The following is a 19941-nucleotide window of genomic DNA, read 5'->3' as shown; positions in this document are numbered from 1 at the left end:
CGATGAAACAGATCGAGAGCCACAGGATTTCAGGCGGCAATCAGGGCGTCTGGCGCCACCAGTCGAACGTTCTTGGCTGCGAAATGAATGTCGCCGTTTTCGTGCCGGAGCATGAGGAGGGAGTCAGACTGCCGGTCATCTACTGGCTTTCCGGTCTGACCTGCAGCGAGCAGAACTTCATCACCAAGGCCGGCGCCCAACGTTACGCGGCTGAACATGGCGTGATCCTTGTTGCGCCCGACACAAGCCCGCGCGGTGAGGATGTTGCCGATGATCCGGCCTATGATCTGGGGCAGGGCGCAGGCTTCTACCTCAACGCCACCCAGGCGCCATGGGCGAAACATTTTCGCATGTATGACTATGTGCTCGAGGAACTGCCCGCACTTATCGAGGCGCATTTTCCTGCAAGTGACAGGCGTTCGATCATGGGCCATTCCATGGGCGGACACGGTGCATTGATCATGGCACTGAAAAATCCAGGCCGCTTTGCAGCCGTATCGGCTTTCTCGCCAATCGTTGCACCTTCGCAGGTGCCCTGGGGCCGGAAGGCATTCTCCACCTATCTGGGAGAAGACGAGGCGGAATGGCGCGACTGGGATGCAACCGCTCTCCTGTCAAAGGCGCAGGAGCGTCTGCCTATCCTGATCGACCAAGGCGAAGCGGACGACTTTCTGGAGCCGCAACTGAAACCGTGGGTCTTCGCGCAAGAAGCAGACCGCCTCGGCCACCCGCTCACCCTGCGCCGACATCAAGGCTACGACCACAGCTACTACTTCATCGCGAGTTTCATCGGTGAGCATGTCGCCTGGCATGCAAAAGCCCTGATGGCGTGAAACCTCCCTGCGCGAAATGGCAGGGCGATGGTGAAAATACTCCTTGCTCCTGTAGCATCCATCGGACCTAATCCTTCCTGATTTCTCGCGAAAGGACATGAAGTGAGGATTCCTCCACTTGCCTTGCTGGCGCTATGCGCAGCCCTGGCCGCTGCTCTTGCCGGCTTTCTTCCCGTCATGCATCTTGATGTGCCGGGCTGGGTGGTGCTCCTGGTGGCGGGGGCGGGAGCGCTTTTCCTTCTGCCTGCCGTGACCAGCTTCGTAAGGCACAAGACAACGGTCTCTCCGCTGACGCCGAGTGCTGCCACGACCCTAGTTCGATCCGGAGTTTTCGCCGTAACGCGCAATCCGATGTATTTGGGCATGCTGATCGTGTTGCTGGCAGTGGTTCTGTATCTGGGCGCACTCAGTGGCTTCGCCGCGCTCGTGCTGTTCTTCGTCCTCATCGATCGATTTCAGATCAGGTTCGAGGAAAAGCAACTTCTGGAGACCTTCGGGGCCGCCTATCGTGACTACGCCCGGGATATCCCGCGTTGGCTGTTCTTCGGTCGCGGGCTCGGGGAAGAGTGATCGGTGCAAGTGCGGGCTTTCAAGATCACGTCTCTCACGCGCTCTCGGTACCGCATCAAACAGTTCCATAATGCAGATTATCTGACTGGATGTTCTCCTACACTGGGCGTCCGTCCGCCGCTAATCTTCACAACGGCTCGAGTTGCGCCATTCTCTGCTCCAGAAATCGTCGGCTCGCCTCGTGTGGTGCGCTTCTCAGCGCAGCCTCATAGGCGCAGCGCGCCTCCTGCCTGCGGTTGAGCCGCGCCAGAAATTCGGCGCGGGCGGCATGAAAGGGCTGGAACGCGGCGAGCGGTTCGTGCAGCATTTCGAGCCGTTGCAGCGCTTCCTCAACCCGTCCGCACTCGGCCACCGCGACGCACCAGTTGAGCATGATGACCGGTGTCGGTTCATGCTGCCAAAGCTGGTGATAGAGTAGCGCGATCTGTTTCCAGTCCGCACCACCTTCCTGCATCTGGGCCGCTGCGATTGCGGCCTTGAGCTGGAAAGGGCCAGGCGTGTTGGCTTCGAGTGCACCAGTGAGCAGACGTTCTCCCTCCTCGATCTCGGCGATCTGCCACAGCTTCCTGTCCTGTTCGCCAATCGGGACCGAAGCGCCTGCCTTGTTGATGCGGGCTTTTCTGCGCGCGTGGGTGAAGAGCATCAGTGCGAGTGCGCCTTCGATCTCCGCATCAGCCGGATGCAACTCCTGCACAAGGCGCATCAGGAACAGCGCCTCGAGGCATAGGTCGCGGGTCGAACAATCCTCGTTCACATAGCCAGCGGTGAAGATCAGATAGATGCTGGAAAGAACGGCTGGAAGCCGGTCGGGCCATGCCTGCCGGTCAGGCACGTCAAAGGTGATGCCCTTGGCCTTTATCTTTTGCTTGGTGCGGGAAATGCGCTGACCGACTGCTGCTTCCGGATCAAGAAAGACGGCCGCAATTTCGCGGGTGGTCAGTCCACAGACCACGCGCAGTGTCAGAGCGATGCGCGATTTCTCTTCCAACGCCGGATGACAGCAGGCGAAAATGAGGCGCAGGCGCTCGTCGGGAATTTCCGCTGCCTCGTCAAAGATGTCCTGATCCTCGCGCAGCTGTGCGAAGGCATCGGTCTTATAGCCCTCGCGCGCGCGTGCCCTGAAGCGGTCTATGCTCTTGTTGATTGCAGCACGCATCAACCAGGCCTCGGGTGAGGCCGGTATGCCGCTGCGACCCCAGTGAGCGAGCGCGGAGACGCTCGCCTCCTGCAGCACATCCTCGGCAAACGCGAGATCGCCAAGTCTGGTCGAAAGGCTAGCCAGAAGTTTGGCCTGCGAGCGGCGAAGCACCGCATCCAATGCGTTGGAGACGGCAATGGTACGCGGTGCAATGCCGGTCACTTTCAGCCGCCCGGATTGTAGTCCATGAGCGGGCGCAGTTCGACCGTGCCGAAATGCGCCGAGGGCACAAGCTCGGCATATTTCAGCGCCTCATCAAGTCCCGGCACGTCGATGACATAGTAGCCGCCAAGATGCTCTCGCGTTTCGGCGAAGGGTCCATCCATGGTTTCCACCTTGCCGCCGCGAACGCGCAGTGACGTGGCAGTCTCGACCCCCTTCAGGCCCTCGCCATCCAGCAGAACGCCTTCCGCCTTCATCTGCTCGTTTGCATCCATGAAGCCTTTCATCATCTCGTCGAAGGCTGCAGTGCCAAATTCCGGTTCCCTGGCGGGATCGTTGTAGATCAGAAGCATGTATTTCATTGTTCTTGTTCCCCTCAGAAGCCGGCGAGATTGGCGGCAATGCAGATCATTGCAGTGAGTGCTGCCAGAATGTTCGTGCCATTGCCCACATAACGCAGGACATGGCCGGCATTGTCGGCCTTGAGGCCGAACGGATGAGTTATGCGCCCAACCAGGAGCAGCGCGCCCGTCAGGTGCAGGTAGAGATCAGGTGCATCCATGCCCTCGGCAAGCAGCATCAGGATGAGGATGAAGGTCGACCACTCCGCGCAGTTGCCGTGCTGACGGATACGCAGAAGCAGGTCCCGGTTCTCCCCGTCACCGATGGAGATACCCCCCCCGCCCCGCATGGCGGTGACGCGAAACCAGAGGATGAGATAGATCACGCTGACGCCCAGCGCATAAATGGGTGTGACTGTAAAAATCATGGTTGCATGCCCTACAAGTGTGAGTTGACACTTGCATGACGTCTGCCGCCAGCGTTTTTTCGCTTAGGTGCCGAAAAAAATGTCAGCCCAGCACATGCATCGCCTTCACCGCGGCAGAGGCGCGGTTTTCGACGGCGAGCTTGATGTAGATCTGCTCCAGATGCTTGTTCACCGTGCGCGGGCTCAGTTCCAGGAGTTCGGCGATGTCACGATTGGCCTTGCCGCGCGCGATCCAGAACAGGACTTCCGCCTCCCGCGGTGTCAGATCGAAATGCTGGCGCAATGTCTCCTGCTGGCCGCTGCTGGTTTCGAAGATCAGGCGGAAGAGATATTCACCCTCGGCAACATGGCCCAGATAGATGAGCTGGAATTCCGGCAGTCTTTCGGGCAGCGGCAGGATTGTCGCGCCTGCGGCCAGTGTGGCGCGCTCGATGCGGGTGCGGATGGTTTCGGTAATCGCCGCTTCGAGTGTTTGGCGGTTGGGAGCATTGGCGAGCAATTTTTCCGCCTGCGGTGTCATCCAGCGCCTTTCACCGGCGGTATCGAGCGCAAGCAGATGCCGGCCTGCCGCGTCGAGCGCCACCTGTGCGCTCTGCGCGCGCCGTGCGTTGGCCAGATGCACCCGCATTCTTGCGCGCAGTTCTTCAAGATCGATGGGCTTGGTAAGAAAATCCACGCCACCGCTTTCCAGCGCATGCACCACGTGCTCGGTCTCGCTGAGTGCGGTCATGAAGATCACTGGCACATGAGCCAGATGCGAAAGCGCCTTTAGTCTTTTGCAGGTCTCAAAACCGTCGAGACCGGGCATGACGCCGTCCATCAGGATGACGTCCGGCGTAACCTCCTTCACGACATTGAGCGCGGCATCGCCGCTGGTTGCCACGAGAACGGTGACGCCTGCCTCTTCCAGCGCGCGGGTGAGAAAGCCCAGTGCTTCCGGCGAGTCGTCGACGACAAGAACGATATCGCCTGTCGGTGCTGCTTCACTCATCACCACGGACACTCTCCAGAAGTTTCGCATAGCCCTCGAAGTCGTAGACATCCATATGCGCGCGCAACCGCTCGACCAGAACCTGGTTGTCCGGCTCCTGGCTGAGCTCGGTCAGCTTGCGGTCTATGCCGCGCACATGGCCAATGCGTCCAAGCCGCAGAAGCTCGGCAACATGGTTGGAGCCGGGTGAGGAGAGCAAGGTTGTGGCTTGCGCGGCGGCAGATGACCTTTCCGCGCCCTCCCCTTCTTCCGTCCATTCCAGTTTCAGCTGTGCCCCCATCACCTGCAGAAGCTGGCGCAGGTCGAAAGGCTTGGCCATCACGGCGTCATGGCCCGCATCGCGCGCGGGCTTGCCCACACCGTCGCCGATATTGGCGGAAAGCATGACGATGGGCGCGGCAAGTCCGCGTTCGCGCAGGCGCTCGACCAGCGTCCAACCACTCATGCCGGGCATCTGGATGTCCACGAAAAACAGATCCGGCTTTGCCGTGGTGGTGAGCGCGAGACATTCCGCACCGTCCGCGGCGGTCAGCATCGTGAAGCCCAGCGGCTGCAGCATCTGGCGCATCATATCGCGGTGGTCGGCATTGTCATCCACCACCATCACCACGCGCCGTTCGCCGCGATAGCCTGTGACATGTCTGTTGGCCGTGCCAAGCGCTGCCGGCCGGTCGATCTTTGCAAGCATTAGCCGGACAGTGAACAGAGCGCCCTCGCCGGGTTTGGACTCGACACGAATTTCCCCGCCCAGGGTCTCGGTGAGAAGCCGGGTGATGGTGAGACCTAGGCCCAGACCCGGGGTCAGTCGCTCGCGCTCTGCCGCTCCCCGCGCAAAGGGCTCGAATATGCGTTCAAGATCGTCGGGGGCGATGCCGGGTCCGGTATCGCGTATGCTGAAAGTCGCAACTTCCGACCGGTAGCTGACGGTGAAGCTTATGCCGCCCTCGCCCGTATATTTGATGGCGTTGGAAAGCAGATTGACGAGGATCTGGCGCAGGCGCTTTTCATCCGTGCGAACATAGTTCGGCAGTGCCGGGTCACGCGCGTGGTGAAAGGTAAGCCCCTTCGCCTCTGCCTGCAGCCGGAACATGTCGACAAGCTGGTCGAGAAAATCCGGCAGGCTGATCTCGTTGGAATAGACCTGCAGGCGCCCGGCCTCGATCTTCGAGATGTCCAGCAGACCGTCGATGAGGCCGGACAGGTGATCGGCGCTGCGGCGGATGACACTGACAGCACTTTTCTGGTCCTTCGGCAGCTCGCGGTCGCGCTCCAGTATCTGCGCATAGCCCAGCACGGCATTGAGCGGGGTGCGAAGCTCGTGGCTGAGGCCGACGACATAGCGGCTTTTCGCCTGGTTCGCCGCCTCGGCCTTCTCCTTGGCTTCCTGCAGCGCGGCGTCGGTTTTACGGTGGGCCGCGATCTCGCGCATCAGGGCCCGGTTCTGGCGCGCGCTTTCCTCTTCCGCCATGTGACGGCTGTCATTGGCCAGAACCAGGAACCAGCAGACGACCCCGGCCACGACGCAAAGCACGAAGAAGACGACGAGAATGGTACCGCCCACCACATCCGCCGTCTGCGGTGCGGCGGCAATGGCAAAGACATGGACTAGCGCTAGAATTGCGGCAAGCAGCAGCACTGCAAAGCTCATCGTCAGGCCGAAGCGTCCAAGCCTTGTTTGAAGTTGAACCACGAACCGCTTGGGCAGGAGGCGGGTTGCAAGCGCAAATGTCTGCGCCCGCGCGCTTGCCTTCGGCTTGCACAGATCATGGCAACGCGCATCCAGAGAACAGCAAAGCGAGCAGATCGGTGCGGCATAGGCCGGGCACCATGCCATGTCCTCCGGCTCGAAGGGGTTTTCGCAGATGGAGCAGGTAATGGAATGCTCATGCGCCCAGTCGGCGCGCTGCCGACGCGCGATATAGTAGCGGCCGCCCGTCTTCCACGCGATGAGTGGAGCGAAGACGAAGGCGCATATGAGGGCGACAAAAGGGGCAAGGGCTGCGGCCTGCGGCCCGAAGGCACCGAAGTGAGCGGCAAGCGCAATCACGGTAGACAAGACCATCGACCCCGTGCCGACCGGGTTCACGTCGAACAGATGCGCGCGCTTGAACTCGATACCGGGCGGAGCGAGGCCGAGCGGTTTGTTGACGAACAGATCCGCCGAGATGGTGCAGAGCCACGCCATCGCGATGATGGAGAAGATCGCCAGCGTCTGTTCAAGCAGCTGATAGATGCCAAGCTCCATCAGGAGCAGCGCGATGGCGACATTGAAGACGAGCCACACCACCCGGCCGGGATGGCTGTGCGTCAGGCGCGAGAAGAAATTTGACCAGGCGAGCGAACCCGCATAGGCGTTCATCACATTGATCTTGAGCTGGCTCACCACCACGAAGACCGCCATCAGGAGGAGCGCAAGCTGCTCATCGGGGATCATGTAGCCGAAGGCGGCTGCATACATTTCGGCAGGCTCCGCGGCATGTTCCGGTATCACGCCGAGCGACAATACGAGCACGGCAAGAAACGAGCCCGCGGCAAGCTTCGGCGCGCCGAGCAGCACCCAGCCGGGACCTGCCAGAAAGACGCCAAGGCGATGGCGTCGTCCGCCTTTCTTTTCGGGCGGCAGAAAGCGCAGGAAATCCACCTGCTCTCCGATCTGCGTCATCAGCGCAAGGATGACAGCACTGGCCGCGCCGATCTGCACAAGCTGCAATCCACCTGCATCGGCATGGATGCCGGGGAAGGAAAGCCAGAGATCGATCTTTTCCCAATCGAGCCATGCGATGAAGAAGAAGGGCAGGATGTTGAGCACGATCCATACCGGCTGGGTGAGGATCTGGAAGCGGGAGATGAGCCGCACGCCATGGGTTACAAGCGGGATTACCGCCACCGCACTCACGATATAACCGATCCACAGCGGCAGGCCGAAGGCAAGCTTCAGCGCGCTGGACATGATCGAGGCTTCGATGGCGAAGAGGATGAAGGTGAAGGCTGCATAGATGAGCGAGGTCACCGTCGAGCCGATATAGCCGAAGCCTGCCCCGCGCGTCAGCAGGTCGATGTCGAGCCCGTGGCGCGCGGCGTAGCGTGCAATGGGTATGCCAACGGCAAGAATGACGATGCTCGCGGCCACGATGGCGACAAGGGCGTTCTTCGTTCCATGGGAGAGCGTGATCGCGCCGCCTATCGCCTCCAGTGCGAGGAAGGAAATGGCACCGATTGCCGTCTGCGAGATGCGCTGACTGGAATAGCGGCGCGCGCTCTTGGCGGTAAACCGCAGCGCGTAATCCTCAAGGGTCTCGTTGGCGACCCACCGGTTATATTCCCGCCGGATCGGCAGGATTCGCTGTCGCGCCATCGGCTCTGCGTGCCGCCTTCTTCCCTGTGACAGCACTTAATTGACTACTTTTTGAACATAAAATCAAATTGCCTATAAATTATGCATATTGCCTGTAATTGCGGCAGGCTGAACCTACGCAATTTGACGTATAGGCCCCGCGGCTGAACTGGCTGCACAGTTCCCCCCGGCCCTGCTCCTCCCGGACTTGCCAAGGCCCAACCTAACAGAGGGGAACACTTAGATGACCAGCACTTTCACCCGCCGCGGCGTGCTTGCAACGGCTCTAGCCGGCGCAATCAGCCTGTCGGCCAATATCTCTTATGCGCAGGAAGAGACGATCAAGGTCGGCGTTCTGCACTCGCTTTCCGGAACCATGGCGATTTCGGAAACCACGCTTAAAGACACGATGCTCTTCCTCATCGACGAGCAGAACAAGAAGGGCGGACTTCTGGGCAAGAAGCTCGAAGCTGTCGTCGTCGATCCGGCCTCCGACTGGCCGCTTTTTGCCGAGAAGGCACGCGAGCTGATCTCGGCGAACAAGGTCGCTGCCGTATTCGGCTGCTGGACTTCGGTCAGCCGCAAATCCGTTCTGCCGGTCTTCGAGGAACTCAACTCGATCCTGTTCTACCCCGTCCAGTATGAGGGCGAGGAAAGCCAGCGCAATGTCTTCTACACCGGCGCTGCTCCCAACCAGCAGGCCATTCCCGCTGTCGACTACCTGATGAACGAGGAAGGCGTGGAGCGCTGGGTGCTCGCCGGCACCGACTATGTCTATCCGCGCACGACCAACAAGATCCTCGAGCAGTATCTCAAGGACAAGGGCGTTGCCGCCGAAGACATCATGATCAACTATACGCCTTTCGGTCATTCCGACTGGCAGACCATCGTCTCCGACATCAAGTCCTTCGGCTCTGCAGGCAAGAAGACGGCAGTTGTTTCCACCATCAATGGTGATGCCAATGTTCCCTTCTACAAGGAGCTTGGCAACCAGGGCATTTCGGCCACCGACATTCCTGTCGTCGCCTTCTCCGTGGGTGAAGAGGAACTGGCCGGCATCGATACCGAGCCGCTCGTCGGGCACCTTGCCGCCTGGAACTATTTCCAGTCTGTCGACACGGAAGAGAATGCGGAATTTATCGCCAAGTGGCGCGAATTCATCGGTGATGAGGAGCGTGTGACCAATGATCCGATGGAAGCACATGTGATCGGCTTCAATCTCTGGGTTCAGGCGGTCGAAAAGGCCGGAACCACGGACACGGATGCGGTTCTCGACGCCATCATCGGTCTTGAGACGCCGAACCTGACCGGCGGCATCGCCAAGATGCTCCCCAACCACCACATCACCAAGCCGGTTCTGATTGGCGAGATCCAGGATGATGGCCAGTTCGAGGTGGTCTACGAAACCGAAGGCACGGTGCCGGGTGATGCGTGGTCCGACTTCCTGCCCGAATCCAAGATGATCGAGGCCGACTGGACCGCGCCGATCAATTGCGGGAACTACAACACGCAGACCGAGAGCTGCGGCGGCGCAAGCTGATCCCTCGGGGCGCGGGCCTCCGGTCTGCGCCCCTGTCACCCCCCTCTGCCCTGCCGGGCATCTCCCCCACAAGGGGGGAGATCAATCGTTGATGTGACGGCAGAACAGAGGGGGTGATCCTGGCCTCAACCTCCAACCAGATCGCTCAAGGCCCATGTCTCCCACTCGCACTCTGCGCATCATCCTTCTGGCGCTCCTCCTGCCCTTTGCCACGTCGAGCCTCGCTCAAAGTGTCGAAGCGCTTGTGAAGGCCCTGCCCGATGGCGGCTATTCCGAACGCGAACAGGTGATCTTCGATCTTGCCGCCACGGGTGATCCACGCGTGGCAGGTCTGCTCGAGACGCTAGGCGAAGGTGATCTTTATCTTCACGAGGAAACCGGCACGGTTGTCGCAGCAACCCGCGAGGGCAAGACCTACCGGCTGAGCGACCCGATTTCGGGTGATGATCTCGGCACGGCGGCAAAAGGCGTCCTGGACAAGATCCGCGTCAACAATCGCCTGCGCCGCGCCATTGATGGCGCAATCGGCCAGTTGACGCTGATGAGCGACGACCCGGCGGTGCGGCAGTCGGCGGCAAGGAATGTGCTTGCCACTGCAGATCCCGATGCCCTTCCCCTGATTGACGAGGCGCTGGCGCAGGAAGATGTCGCATCTATTCGTCAGACGCTGGAAATCGCGCGCGCTGCAATCATTCTGAAAACGGAAGCTTCGGCGGAAGAAAAGGAAGCGGCTGTTGCGACCATTGCCGCCAAGGGCGACCGCGAGGCCCTGACCATGCTCACCGGCGCGCGGGCTGTCGCTTCGCAGGAGCTTCTTCCCGCCATCGAAAACGGCATACGCAAGATTGAGCGCAGCCTTGCCATGTGGAGCGCGGGCCAGAACATCTGGTACGGGCTTTCGCTCGGTTCGGTCCTGCTGCTTGCTGCCATCGGCCTTGCCATCACCTTCGGCGTCATGGGCGTCATCAACATGGCGCATGGCGAGATCGTGATGCTGGGCGCCTACACCACATTCGTGGTGCAGGAAGTCATTCGTACGAGCTTTCCCGGCCTCTTCGATTATTCGCTTGCTATCGCCCTGCCGCTTGCCTTCCTCGTCGCAGGTGGCGTGGGTGTTGCCATGGAGCGCGGCATCATTCGCTGGCTCTATGGTCGACCGCTGGAAACGCTGCTTGCCACATGGGGTGTCAGCCTCATCCTGCAGCAGCTTGTCCGCACCATTTTCGGGCCCAACAACCGCGAGGTCGGCAATCCGTCCTGGATGTCCGGCGCGTTCGAGCTTGGTGGTCTGGCCATCACCTGGAACAGGCTCTGGATCGTCTTTTTCGCGATGGCCGTCTTCGCGATCCTGTTACTCGTACTCAACCGCACCCCGCTCGGCCTTCAGATGCGCGCGGTGACGCAGAACCGCCGTATGGCGTCTTCCATGGGCATTCGCACGCCATGGGTGGACGCGCTTACCTTCGGCCTTGGTTCGGGCATTGCGGGCATCGCCGGGGTGGCGCTGAGCCAGATCGACAATGTCTCACCCAATCTCGGCCAGGGCTACATCATCGACAGCTTCATGGTCGTGGTCTTTGGCGGTGTGGGCAATCTGTGGGGCACGCTTGTCGGCGCGCTGACACTGGGTGTCGCGAACAAGTTTCTCGAACCCTATGCGGGCGCGGTTCTCGGCAAGATCCTCATCCTCGTCTTCATCATTCTCTTCATTCAAAGGCGGCCGCGCGGGCTCTTCGCGCTCAAGGGCCGGGCGGTGGACGCATGATCACAGCAACTCTCATCCGCGCACTCGACAGGAAGGCGATCTTTGTGGTGATGGCGCTGGTGCTGCTTGCAATTGCAGTGCCTGCCTCCAACCTGCTCCTGTCTCCCGATCACCCGCTTCACGTGCCGGGACATTCGGTGCCGCTGTTCGGCAAGTATCTTACCTATGCGATGCTTGCGCTGGCGCTGGATCTGGTGTGGGGATATTGCGGCATCCTCTCGCTTGGCCATGGCGCATTCTTCGCGCTCGGCGGCTATGCGATGGGCATGTATCTGATGCGCCAGATCGGCGACCGGGGCGTCTATGCCAATCCGATCCTGCCCGATTTCATGGTCTTCCTGAACTACAAAGAATTGCCCTGGTTCTGGTACGGCTTCGACATGTTCTGGTTCGCCGCCCTCATGGTGGTGGTGGTGCCGGCCGTGCTTGCCTTCGTCTTCGGCTGGTTTGCCTTCAGAAGCCGCGTGACCGGTGTCTATCTCTCCATCATAACGCAGGCCATGACCTATGCGCTCCTTCTGGCCTTCTTCCGCAATGATATGGGTTTTGGCGGCAATAACGGGCTGACCGATTTCAAGGATATTCTGGGCTTCTCGCTGCAGGCACCGGGAACGCGCGCGAGCCTGTTTGCCGCTTCGGCCATTGCGCTCGCCCTGTCCTTCCTCGTCTGCTCGGCCATCGTGCGCTCCAAGCTTGGCAAGGTACTGGTCGCCGTTCGTGACGCAGAAAGCCGCACGCGCTTTCTGGGTTACCGGGTGGACCGCTACAAGCTCTTCGCCTTCACCGCCTCGGCCATCATTGCGGGCATTGCGGGCGCGCTTTACGTGCCGCAGGTCGGCATCATCAATCCGGGCGAATTCGCGCCGGCCAACTCCATCGAAATCGTCATCTGGACGGCAGTGGGCGGGCGCGGAACGCTGATCGGCCCGATCATCGGCGCGGTGCTCGTCAATGCGGGCAAGTCATGGTTTACCGGCGTTTTCCCCGAATTCTGGCTGTTTGCGCTCGGTGGGCTGTTCGTCGCCGTCACCATCTTCCTGCCCAAGGGCATTGTCGGCGCCTTCACCAGCGGCTGGAGCGCCCTGCAAGCGCGGCGCATTTCTGCCCGCGCGGAACAAGGCGCAGGCCCTCGGCCCGGCAAACCACAATCGGCGGCCGCTCCGGCCAATCTCGAAACAGCCCCGGCGGAGTGAGAGCATGATGCACAACCAAATCCACATCAGCGTCATCCCGGAATTGCGCAGCAATATCCGGGACCCATTGGCCGCCAACCATGGAGCAAGGCCCGGCCCTCGCCCGGGCGCGCGTCAGCAAGGTCGATCATCACCATTCAAACCGGCCGCGCCTCTCAATGGGTCCCGGCTCTCGCTTCGCTCGGCCGGGATGACGGTGGGGGTGACGGCATGACAAAAAACAAGGCGCTTCTCTATCTTGACGGCGTTTCCGTCTCCTTTGACGGCTTCAGGGCCATCAACAATCTGTCGCTGATCGTTGGCCATAACGAGCTGCAGGCGATCATCGGGCCGAATGGTGCGGGCAAGACGACGATGATGGACATCATCACAGGCAAGACGAGGCCGGATGAAGGTGATGTCTATTTCGGCGGCGAAGCCGACCTGACAACCATGGACGAGGCCGAGATCGCCGAACTTGGCATCGGACGGAAATTCCAGAAGCCGACGGTCTTCGAAAGCCACACGGTGCGCGACAATCTGGAGCTTGCGCTGAAAAAGCCGCGCGGGGTCTTCTCCGCCTGGTTCTATCATGCCGACGCCGACGACGAGGCGCGCATTGACGAGATCCTCGAAACGGTTCGCCTAACCGAGCGGGCCGACGAGCTGGCCGCCAATCTGAGCCATGGCCAGAAGCAATGGCTGGAGATTGGCATGCTCCTTGCACAGGATCCAAAGCTGCTCCTGGTTGATGAGCCGGTGGCGGGCATGACGGATGCTGAAACGGTGGAAACGGCGATCTTGCTGAAGAAAATTGCTCAGACACGGTCGGTGGTGGTGGTGGAGCACGACATGAGCTTCATCCGCGATCTTGCTGCGCGGGTGACGGTTCTGGCGGAAGGCTCGGTCCTCGCACAAGGCAGCCTCGACCATGTCAGCGCCGATCCGCGGGTCATCGAGAGCTATCTCGGGAGGTGAAATTATGGGCACTTCGCTCAATATAGAGGCAATCGACCTGCATTATGGTGCCGCACAGGCGCTGCGCGGCGTCAGTGTTTGCGCCCATCCGGCAAAGATCACCGCGGTTCTCGGCCGCAACGGTGTCGGCAAATCCTCCCTTCTTCGCGCGATCGCCGGTGTGCATCCTGTGTCCCGCGGGGAAATCCGTGTCGGCGATGCGGCATTCGGCAAGACTCCCCCCTATGCCCGTGCGCGCCACGGGCTTGGCTATGTGCCGCAGGGACGCGACATCTTTCCGCTTCTGAGTGTGAAGGAAAATCTGCAGACGGGTTTCGCGCCGCTGAAGGCATCCGAACGCACCATTCCCGACACGGTGTTCGAGCTTTTCCCGGTGCTGAAAGACATGTTGATGCGCCGTGGTGGCGATCTTTCCGGCGGACAGCAGCAGCAGCTTGCCATTGGCCGCGCATTGGTCACGCGCCCCAGGGTGCTCATTCTGGATGAGCCGACCGAAGGCATCCAGCCGTCCATCATCAAGGATATCGGCCGCGCGCTTCAGTTCCTGCGCGACGAGCTTGGCATGACGATCCTGATCGTCGAACAATATCTCGATTTCTGCCGCGAGATTGCCGATCACATCTACATCATGGATCGCGGGGAGATCATGCATGAGGGTCCGGCAAGTGATCTCGACCTTCCCGAGGTCAAGCGGCACCTGATGGTCTGATCCCCGAATGAATGTTGCCGCCTCCATAGCCGATTTTGAGACGCTGCCGCGCATGCAGCGCGCGCGGGGTGTGGGGCGGATTGCGGTCGGACAGGTGGCAGGTCGTACGAGACTGCGCACGCTCTTTCAGGAGGGTTGCGCGAAGATCCGCCTGCCGCGCCCGACAGGAACTGCGGTAGAGGCGGTTCTCATCAACACGTCCGGCGGGTTGACCGGCGGCGATTTGATGGAATGGCAGGCCGAGGCACAAGCCGGAAGCCGGCTCTCGATCACGACCCAGGCCTGCGAACGCATATACAAGTCGTCCGGCGGTGCGGCGCAAGTGACCACAAAGCTGCGGGTTGCTGCAGGCGCGCATCTCGACTGGCTGCCGCAGGAAACCATCTTCTTTGGCCAAAGCCGCCTGAAGCGGTCGCTCGACATCGAACTTGAAGGTGACGCAACGCTTACAGCCCTCGAAGCCATTCTTATCGGGCGTGAGGCCATGGGCGAGGCTGCGCGTGACGCCTGCCTTTCCGATAATTGGCGCATCCGTCGCGACGGCAGGCTGATCCATGCCGAGGCAACGCGGCTGACAGGTGCAGACATCGAGCGCGACGCCTCGTCCCTGCTTGCCGGCTGCAGCGCATTCGCAACACTGGTCGCAATCGCACCGGAGGCCGAGGCGCGGCTGGAAAAGCTGCGCCCGCTTCTGGCCACGCTGCCCCATGCGGGCGTAAGCGCGATGGGCGAGCGCCTCGTGCTGCGCTTCCTCGCGCCGTCCGGCATCGCCCTTCGTCGCTCGCTACAACCGGCCATTGCCGCCCTTTCAGGTGCAGGCCCCGTGCCGCGCCTTTGGAATATCTGATGGAGTTCTTCAAGACATGAACCTGACCCCGCGCGAAAAGGACAAGCTGCTTGTCGCCATGGCCGCAATGGTCGCCCGTCGCAGGCTGGAACGCGGCGTCAAGCTGAACCACCCGGAAGCAATCGCGCTGATTACCGACCATGTTGTCGAAGGCGCACGCGATGGGCGCTCGGTCGCCGACCTCATGGAGGAAGGCGCCCATGTCATCACCCGCGATCAGGTGATGGAGGGCGTGGCCGAGATGATCCACGACATACAGGTCGAAGCGACCTTTCCCGACGGCACCAAGCTGGTGACCGTTCACGAACCGATCCGCTAGGAGGAAATCTCGATGAAGTATCTGAGCCTTTGCGCCTTCGCATTTTTCGCATCCCCTGCTTTTGCGCATGACCTTCCTGCAAGCCAGCACCATCACGGCGGTCTGGTGCTGTTCGACCTGTCACCGGCCGTCACCATTCTGGCCGCCATTGCACTGATCGGCGGGGGCGCATTGCTTGGCCGCTACATCGCCGGAAAGCGCAAGCCATGATCCCCGGTGAAGTGCTGACTGTGGATGGCGAGATCGAGCTCAATGCCGAGCTTGAAAGCCTTGTAGTTGAAGTCGCCAATACCGGCGACCGGCCCATTCAGGTCGGCTCGCACTACCACTTCTTCGAGACCAACAATGCGCTGAGCTTCGACCGGGACAAGGCGCGCGGCATGCGGCTTGATATTGCCGCAGGCACCGCCATCCGCTTCGAGCCAGGGCAGACGCGCGAGGTGCGGCTTGTGCCCCTTGGCGGCGCGCGCAAGGTGTTCGGATTTCAGCAGAAGATCATGGGGGCGCTCTAGATGCCGACACGGATCAGCCGCGCCGCATATGCGGACATGTATGGCCCAACCACGGGCGACCGTGTGCGTCTCGCCGACACGGAACTCTTCATCGAGGTGGAGAAGGATCTCACATCTTACGGCGAGGAAGTGAAATTCGGCGGCGGCAAGGTCATTCGTGATGGCATGGGCCAGTCGCAGGCAACGCGCGCGGAAGGCGCGGTCGATACCGTCATCACCAATGCGCTGATCGTGGATCACACTGGCATCTACAAGGCCGATATCGGCTTGAAGAACGGCGTCATCTCGGCGATCGGCAAGGCGGGCAATCCCGACACGCAGAGCGGCGTCGACATCATCATCGGCCCATCGACCGAAGCCATTGCCGCGGAAGGCAAGATCATCACCGCCGGCGGTTTTGATGCTCATATCCATTTCATCTGCCCGCAGCAGATCGACGAGGCGCTGTCTTCGGGTGTGACGACCATGCTTGGCGGCGGCTCCGGGCCTGCCCACGGCACGCTTGCCACCACCTGTACCGGTGCATGGCATATCGGGCGGATGATCCAGAGCTTCGATGCCTTCCCGATGAATATCGGCCTGGCCGGCAAGGGCAATGCATCGGTTCCAGCGCCGCTGGAAGAGATGGTGCGTGCGGGTGCCTGCGCGCTGAAACTGCATGAGGACTGGGGCACGACACCGGCGGCCATCGACAATTGTCTGTCGGTCGCCGACGAGCATGACGTGCAGGTTATGATCCACACCGACACGCTCAACGAAAGCGGCTTTGTGGAAGACACGGTTGCAGCCATCAAGGGCCGCACGATCCACGCCTACCACACGGAAGGTGCAGGCGGCGGGCACGCGCCCGACATCATCAAGGTGGCGGGGCTGTCCAATGTCATCCCCTCTTCCACCAACCCCACGCGGCCCTATACCGGCAACACGATTGCCGAGCATCTCGACATGCTGATGGTCTGCCACCATCTCGACACCGCCATTCCCGAAGATGTGGCCTTTGCGGAAAGCCGTATCCGCAAGGAGACGATTGCGGCTGAAGACATTCTTCACGACATGGGCGCCTTCTCCGTCATCTCGTCGGACAGCCAGGCCATGGGCCGTGTCGGTGAGGTGATCATCCGCACCTGGCAGACAGCGCACAAGATGAAGGTGCAGCGCGGCGCATTGCCGGAGGAGACGGGCGACAACGACAATTTCCGCGTGAGGCGCTATATCGCCAAATACACGATCAACCCGGCCATCGCCCACGGCATTTCGCGCCATATCGGCTCGGTCGAAGTGGGCAAGCGGGCCGATCTCGTGATGTGGAGCCCCGCCTTTTTTGGCGTGAAGCCGGATATGGTGCTGATGGGCGGCACGATTGTTGCCGCGCCCATGGGCGACCCGAATGCATCCATCCCCACACCCCAGCCCATGCATTACCGCCCGATGTTCGGCGCCTTCGGCAAGTCGGTCACCGCCTCAAGCGTCACCTTCACATCCGCAGCCGCGATTGGGGAAGATGTGCGAGGCAGGCTTGGCGTGGAGAAGCAGTTGCTGGCGGTGGAGAACACACGCGGCGGCATCGGCAAGCACTCCATGATCCACAACAGTGCGACACCGGAAATCGAGGTCGATCCGGAGACCTATGAAGTGCGTGCCAATGGCGAGCTTTTGACCTGCGAGCCGGCGGAAAGCCTGCCGATGGCGCAGCGCTATTTCCTGTTTTGAGAGGCATCACCATGATCCGCGCCGCAACCGTCACCCGCGTCTTCGAACAGGCTATAGACACGATCACGCTCGACGAGACCGAGCGTCACCGCCGGCGCATGGCGATGCGGTCCGACGGTGGCATCGACTTCTTGCTCGACCTTTCCGAAGCGAAATTGCTGTCTGACGGGGATGGGCTCGAACTGGAAGACGGGCGTGTGATTGCCGTGCGCGAGAAAGCCGAGGCGCTTTATGAGGTGCGCTCGCGGGATGCGAAACATCTGCTGGTTCTGGCCTGGCAGATCGGCAACCGCCATCTGCCCGCGGAGGTGCATGAGGACCGCATTTATATCCGCCGCGACCATGTGATCCGCGACATGCTGATCGGCCTTGGCGCGACCGTCCTTGATGTAGAACGTGCGTTCGTGCCGGAAAAAGGCGCCTATCACTCCGGAATGCCCGGCGGGCACGCGCATCATCACCATCGTCATCACGGTCACACGCACCACCATGACTGATCGCCTCGCCCTGCAGCGCCTCATCATCTGGGCGTCACCCGCTTTTCCCACCGGAGCCTTCGGATATTCGGCAGGGCTTGAGACCGCGATTGCCGACGGGCGGGTCCGCAACCGGATACAGGTGCAGGAATGGGTGCGCGGCAGCCTGCTGGCCGGTTCCATGCGCAATGATGCGATCATCCTGGGAAGCGCGTTGGGTGAGCACGAAGATGCACGCGCGATACAGGGGCTGGCCGATCTCGTTGAAGCCCTGCAATGCGCCTCCCAACGCCTGAAAGAGCTTCACGTGACCGGCAACGCCTTCGTGGCGGCTGCGCGCGCATGGAAGCTGGAGCTGGTGGAGGATCTGCCCTCCCCCTCCCCCTACCCGGTTGCCTTTGGTGCGGTTTGTGGCAGGTCGGGCATCGGCGCCTGCGACGCAATCGCAGCCTATCTCACCGCGCTAGTGCAAACGCAGGTCTCCGTGGCCGTGCGCCTCGTGCCCATCGGCCAGACGCAGGCGCTGGAAATCCAATCCGCGCTGGAAGGCGAGATTTCGCGGCTCGCCGAAGAATATGCCGCGCTCGATCTTGATAATCTGGGCGCAATCTCGATCGCCGCCGATATCGCCGCACAGCGACATGAAACACTGGAAACGAGGATCTTCCGCTCATGATTTCTCCCAACGGACCCTTGCGCATCGGCATTGGCGGACCTGTCGGTTCCGGCAAGACCACGCTTTGCGAGATGCTTCTGAAGGCGATGCGTGAGCGCTATTCCATGGCGGTTGTCACAAACGACATCTACACCAAGGAAGACGCGCTCATTCTTGCGCGACTACAGGCGATTTCGGAAGACCGGATCGTGGGTGTCGAAACCGGCGGTTGTCCCCATACGGCCATTCGCGAGGATGCCTCGCTGAACCTTGCAGCCATTGCCGATCTAAACCAGCGCTTTCCCGATCTCGACGTGGTGCTGATCGAAAGCGGCGGCGACAATCTGGCGGCCACCTTTTCACCGGACCTTGCCGATCTGACGCTCTATGTCATCTCGGTCGCGCAGGGTGAGAAGATTCCGCGCAAGGGTGGACCCGCCATCACGCGCTCCGATCTCCTCATCATCAACAAGACCGATCTCGCACCCCATGTGGGGGCCAATCTCGACGTGATGCAATCGGATGCCGAACGCGTGCGCGAGGGGCGGCCCTTCGTCATGAGCGATCTGTTACGGCGTAACGGCCTCGACGAGATCATCGCTTTCATCGAAACGGCGGGTGGGCTGTCCTCCTCACAGGACGAACGGCTGGCGAGCTGACGCGGCAACGGGCGATTATGGGACACTAAGCGCGCATCTCTGGCATCACCGATCAAGCTCTGATCCGGAGATGTGCCCCATGACCATACCGCCCGACTGGATGCCCGATGTTCCCATGGAGCGGATCATCTGCCACTGGACCGGCGGCACGCATCACGCCTGTGAGGCGGACTGCCGATGCTACCACATCCTGATCGAGGGCGATGGCAAGCTGGTGCGCGGCAAGGCTTCCATCGAGCGCAATTCCGGCGAGGCAAAGAGGGGTTACGCGGCGCATACGCGCAACTGCAATTCGGGCTCCATCGGTGTGGCCTTGTGCGGCATGAAGGGCGCGCGCCAACAGCCTTTTCGTTCCGGCCGCTATCCCCTGAAACAGGCACAGTGGAACAAGCTGGTCAGGGTCTGCGCAGAGCTTTCGCAGCGCTACCGCATTCCAATCTCGCCTGAGACTCTGCTCACTCATGCGGAAGTGCAGGGCAATCTTGGCATCGCCCAGAAAGGCAAATGGGATATCTCCCGCCTGCCCTTCGACAAGAGCGTGAAAGGAGCCGGCGCTTGCGGGGAGCGGCTGCGCGAGGAAGTACAGGCACTGCTGGATCGTGGCGGTGTGTTGATCGACCCGGTTTCCCGCGAAAGCCCGATCGCGCTTTATGCGCGCAAGATCGGCGAGGCCATGGGCAAGGCATTGGCAGCAGGGCTGAAGACTGCGCTGCGCGAGATCATGAAGCGGATCACGTGAGGT

At 61.1% G+C, this 19941-nt stretch carries 21 protein-coding genes; 16 read left to right on the top strand and 5 right to left on the bottom strand.

Features of this window, described 5'->3' with window-relative positions:
- The first annotated feature begins 2 nt into the window (after positions 1 to 2).
- Together fghA and WA367_RS17630 are read left to right on the top strand one after the other, a co-directional pair.
- Positions 3 to 833 (top strand): S-formylglutathione hydrolase, encoded by an 831-nt coding sequence (fghA, locus tag WA367_RS17635; RefSeq protein WP_336058081.1) that lies wholly within the window; start codon positions 3 to 5, stop codon positions 831 to 833.
- Positions 834 to 935: 102 nt separating this feature from the next.
- Positions 936 to 1403 (top strand): methyltransferase family protein, encoded by a 468-nt coding sequence (locus WA367_RS17630; protein WP_336058080.1) that lies wholly within the window; start codon positions 936 to 938, stop codon positions 1401 to 1403.
- A 127-nt stretch (positions 1404 to 1530) separates the two neighbouring features.
- On the opposite strand, the gene WA367_RS17625 is transcribed toward WA367_RS17630, so the two are convergent.
- From WA367_RS17625 to WA367_RS17605, 5 genes are all read right to left on the bottom strand, one after another.
- Positions 1531 to 2763, bottom strand: coding sequence for an RNA polymerase sigma factor (locus tag WA367_RS17625; RefSeq protein ID WP_336058079.1), 1233 nt, complete (start codon positions 2761 to 2763; stop codon positions 1531 to 1533).
- Between the two features lie 2 nt (positions 2764 to 2765).
- Positions 2766 to 3125: a YciI family protein gene (locus WA367_RS17620; RefSeq protein ID WP_336058078.1), complete on the bottom strand. Its 360-nt coding sequence runs from the start codon at positions 3123 to 3125 to the stop codon at positions 2766 to 2768.
- A 14-nt stretch (positions 3126 to 3139) separates the two neighbouring features.
- A complete protein-coding gene (locus tag WA367_RS17615) occupies positions 3140 to 3532 on the bottom strand; it encodes an MAPEG family protein (protein WP_336058077.1) in 393 nt (130 codons plus the stop codon).
- 82 nt (positions 3533 to 3614) lie between these two features.
- Positions 3615 to 4523, bottom strand: coding sequence for a DNA-binding response regulator (locus WA367_RS17610; RefSeq protein ID WP_336058076.1), 909 nt, complete (start codon positions 4521 to 4523; stop codon positions 3615 to 3617).
- Complete coding sequence (locus tag WA367_RS17605) at positions 4516 to 7878, bottom strand: hybrid sensor histidine kinase/response regulator (RefSeq protein WP_336058075.1); 3363 nt, start codon at positions 7876 to 7878, stop codon at positions 4516 to 4518. The genes WA367_RS17610 and WA367_RS17605 overlap by 8 nt, the downstream gene beginning before the upstream one ends.
- A gap of 223 nt (positions 7879 to 8101) precedes the next feature.
- Between WA367_RS17605 and urtA the strand changes: the two genes are divergently transcribed.
- From urtA to WA367_RS17535, 14 genes are all read left to right on the top strand, one after another.
- Complete coding sequence (gene urtA / locus WA367_RS17600) at positions 8102 to 9397, top strand: urea ABC transporter substrate-binding protein (RefSeq protein WP_336058074.1); 1296 nt, start codon at positions 8102 to 8104, stop codon at positions 9395 to 9397.
- 154 nt (positions 9398 to 9551) lie between these two features.
- Positions 9552 to 11162 carry an urea ABC transporter permease subunit UrtB gene (gene urtB / locus WA367_RS17595; protein ID WP_336058073.1) on the top strand — a complete coding sequence of 537 codons (1611 nt, stop codon included), beginning with the start codon at positions 9552 to 9554 and terminating at the stop codon, positions 11160 to 11162.
- Positions 11159 to 12355, top strand: a complete 1197-nt coding sequence (gene urtC / locus WA367_RS17590; RefSeq protein WP_336058072.1) for an urea ABC transporter permease subunit UrtC — start codon at positions 11159 to 11161, stop codon at positions 12353 to 12355. Before urtB ends, urtC begins: the two co-directional genes overlap by 4 nt.
- Before the next feature lie 210 nt (positions 12356 to 12565).
- Positions 12566 to 13312 carry an urea ABC transporter ATP-binding protein UrtD gene (urtD, locus tag WA367_RS17585; protein WP_336058071.1) on the top strand — a complete coding sequence of 249 codons (747 nt, stop codon included), beginning with the start codon at positions 12566 to 12568 and terminating at the stop codon, positions 13310 to 13312.
- Positions 13313 to 13316: 4 nt separating this feature from the next.
- Positions 13317 to 14021 (top strand): urea ABC transporter ATP-binding subunit UrtE, encoded by a 705-nt coding sequence (gene urtE, locus WA367_RS17580; RefSeq protein WP_336058070.1) that lies wholly within the window; start codon positions 13317 to 13319, stop codon positions 14019 to 14021.
- Positions 14022 to 14028: 7 nt separating this feature from the next.
- Positions 14029 to 14868: an urease accessory protein UreD gene (locus WA367_RS17575; RefSeq protein ID WP_336058069.1), complete on the top strand. Its 840-nt coding sequence runs from the start codon at positions 14029 to 14031 to the stop codon at positions 14866 to 14868.
- A 16-nt stretch (positions 14869 to 14884) separates the two neighbouring features.
- Entirely contained in the window at positions 14885 to 15187 is a 303-nt protein-coding gene (locus WA367_RS17570) for an urease subunit gamma (RefSeq protein ID WP_336058068.1), read from the top strand.
- Positions 15188 to 15199: 12 nt separating this feature from the next.
- Positions 15200 to 15397, top strand: coding sequence for a hypothetical protein (locus WA367_RS17565; RefSeq protein ID WP_336058067.1), 198 nt, complete (start codon positions 15200 to 15202; stop codon positions 15395 to 15397).
- A complete protein-coding gene (locus tag WA367_RS17560; protein WP_336058066.1) occupies positions 15394 to 15699 on the top strand; it encodes an urease subunit beta in 306 nt (101 codons plus the stop codon). Before WA367_RS17565 ends, WA367_RS17560 begins: the two co-directional genes overlap by 4 nt.
- A complete protein-coding gene (gene ureC, locus WA367_RS17555; RefSeq protein WP_336058065.1) occupies positions 15700 to 17409 on the top strand; it encodes an urease subunit alpha in 1710 nt (569 codons plus the stop codon).
- Positions 17410 to 17420: 11 nt separating this feature from the next.
- Positions 17421 to 17906: an urease accessory protein UreE gene (locus WA367_RS17550; protein ID WP_336058064.1), complete on the top strand. Its 486-nt coding sequence runs from the start codon at positions 17421 to 17423 to the stop codon at positions 17904 to 17906.
- On the top strand, positions 17899 to 18561 hold the full coding sequence (locus WA367_RS17545; RefSeq protein WP_336058063.1) for an urease accessory protein UreF: 663 nt from the start codon (positions 17899 to 17901) through the stop codon (positions 18559 to 18561). The genes WA367_RS17550 and WA367_RS17545 overlap by 8 nt, the downstream gene beginning before the upstream one ends.
- Positions 18558 to 19199, top strand: a complete 642-nt coding sequence (gene ureG, locus WA367_RS17540) for an urease accessory protein UreG (RefSeq protein ID WP_336058062.1) — start codon at positions 18558 to 18560, stop codon at positions 19197 to 19199. The genes WA367_RS17545 and ureG overlap by 4 nt, the downstream gene beginning before the upstream one ends.
- Before the next feature lie 79 nt (positions 19200 to 19278).
- A complete protein-coding gene (locus tag WA367_RS17535; protein WP_336058061.1) occupies positions 19279 to 19938 on the top strand; it encodes a peptidoglycan recognition protein family protein in 660 nt (219 codons plus the stop codon).
- The last annotated feature ends 3 nt before the right edge of the window (positions 19939 to 19941 follow it).

This window comes from Nitratireductor sp. CH_MIT9313-5 (genome assembly GCF_037029545.1).
GTDB lineage: Bacteria > Pseudomonadota > Alphaproteobacteria > Rhizobiales > Rhizobiaceae > Chelativorans.
Note: the sequence above shows the minus strand (reverse complement) of the source record. Positions and strands in the feature narration are given on the sequence as shown.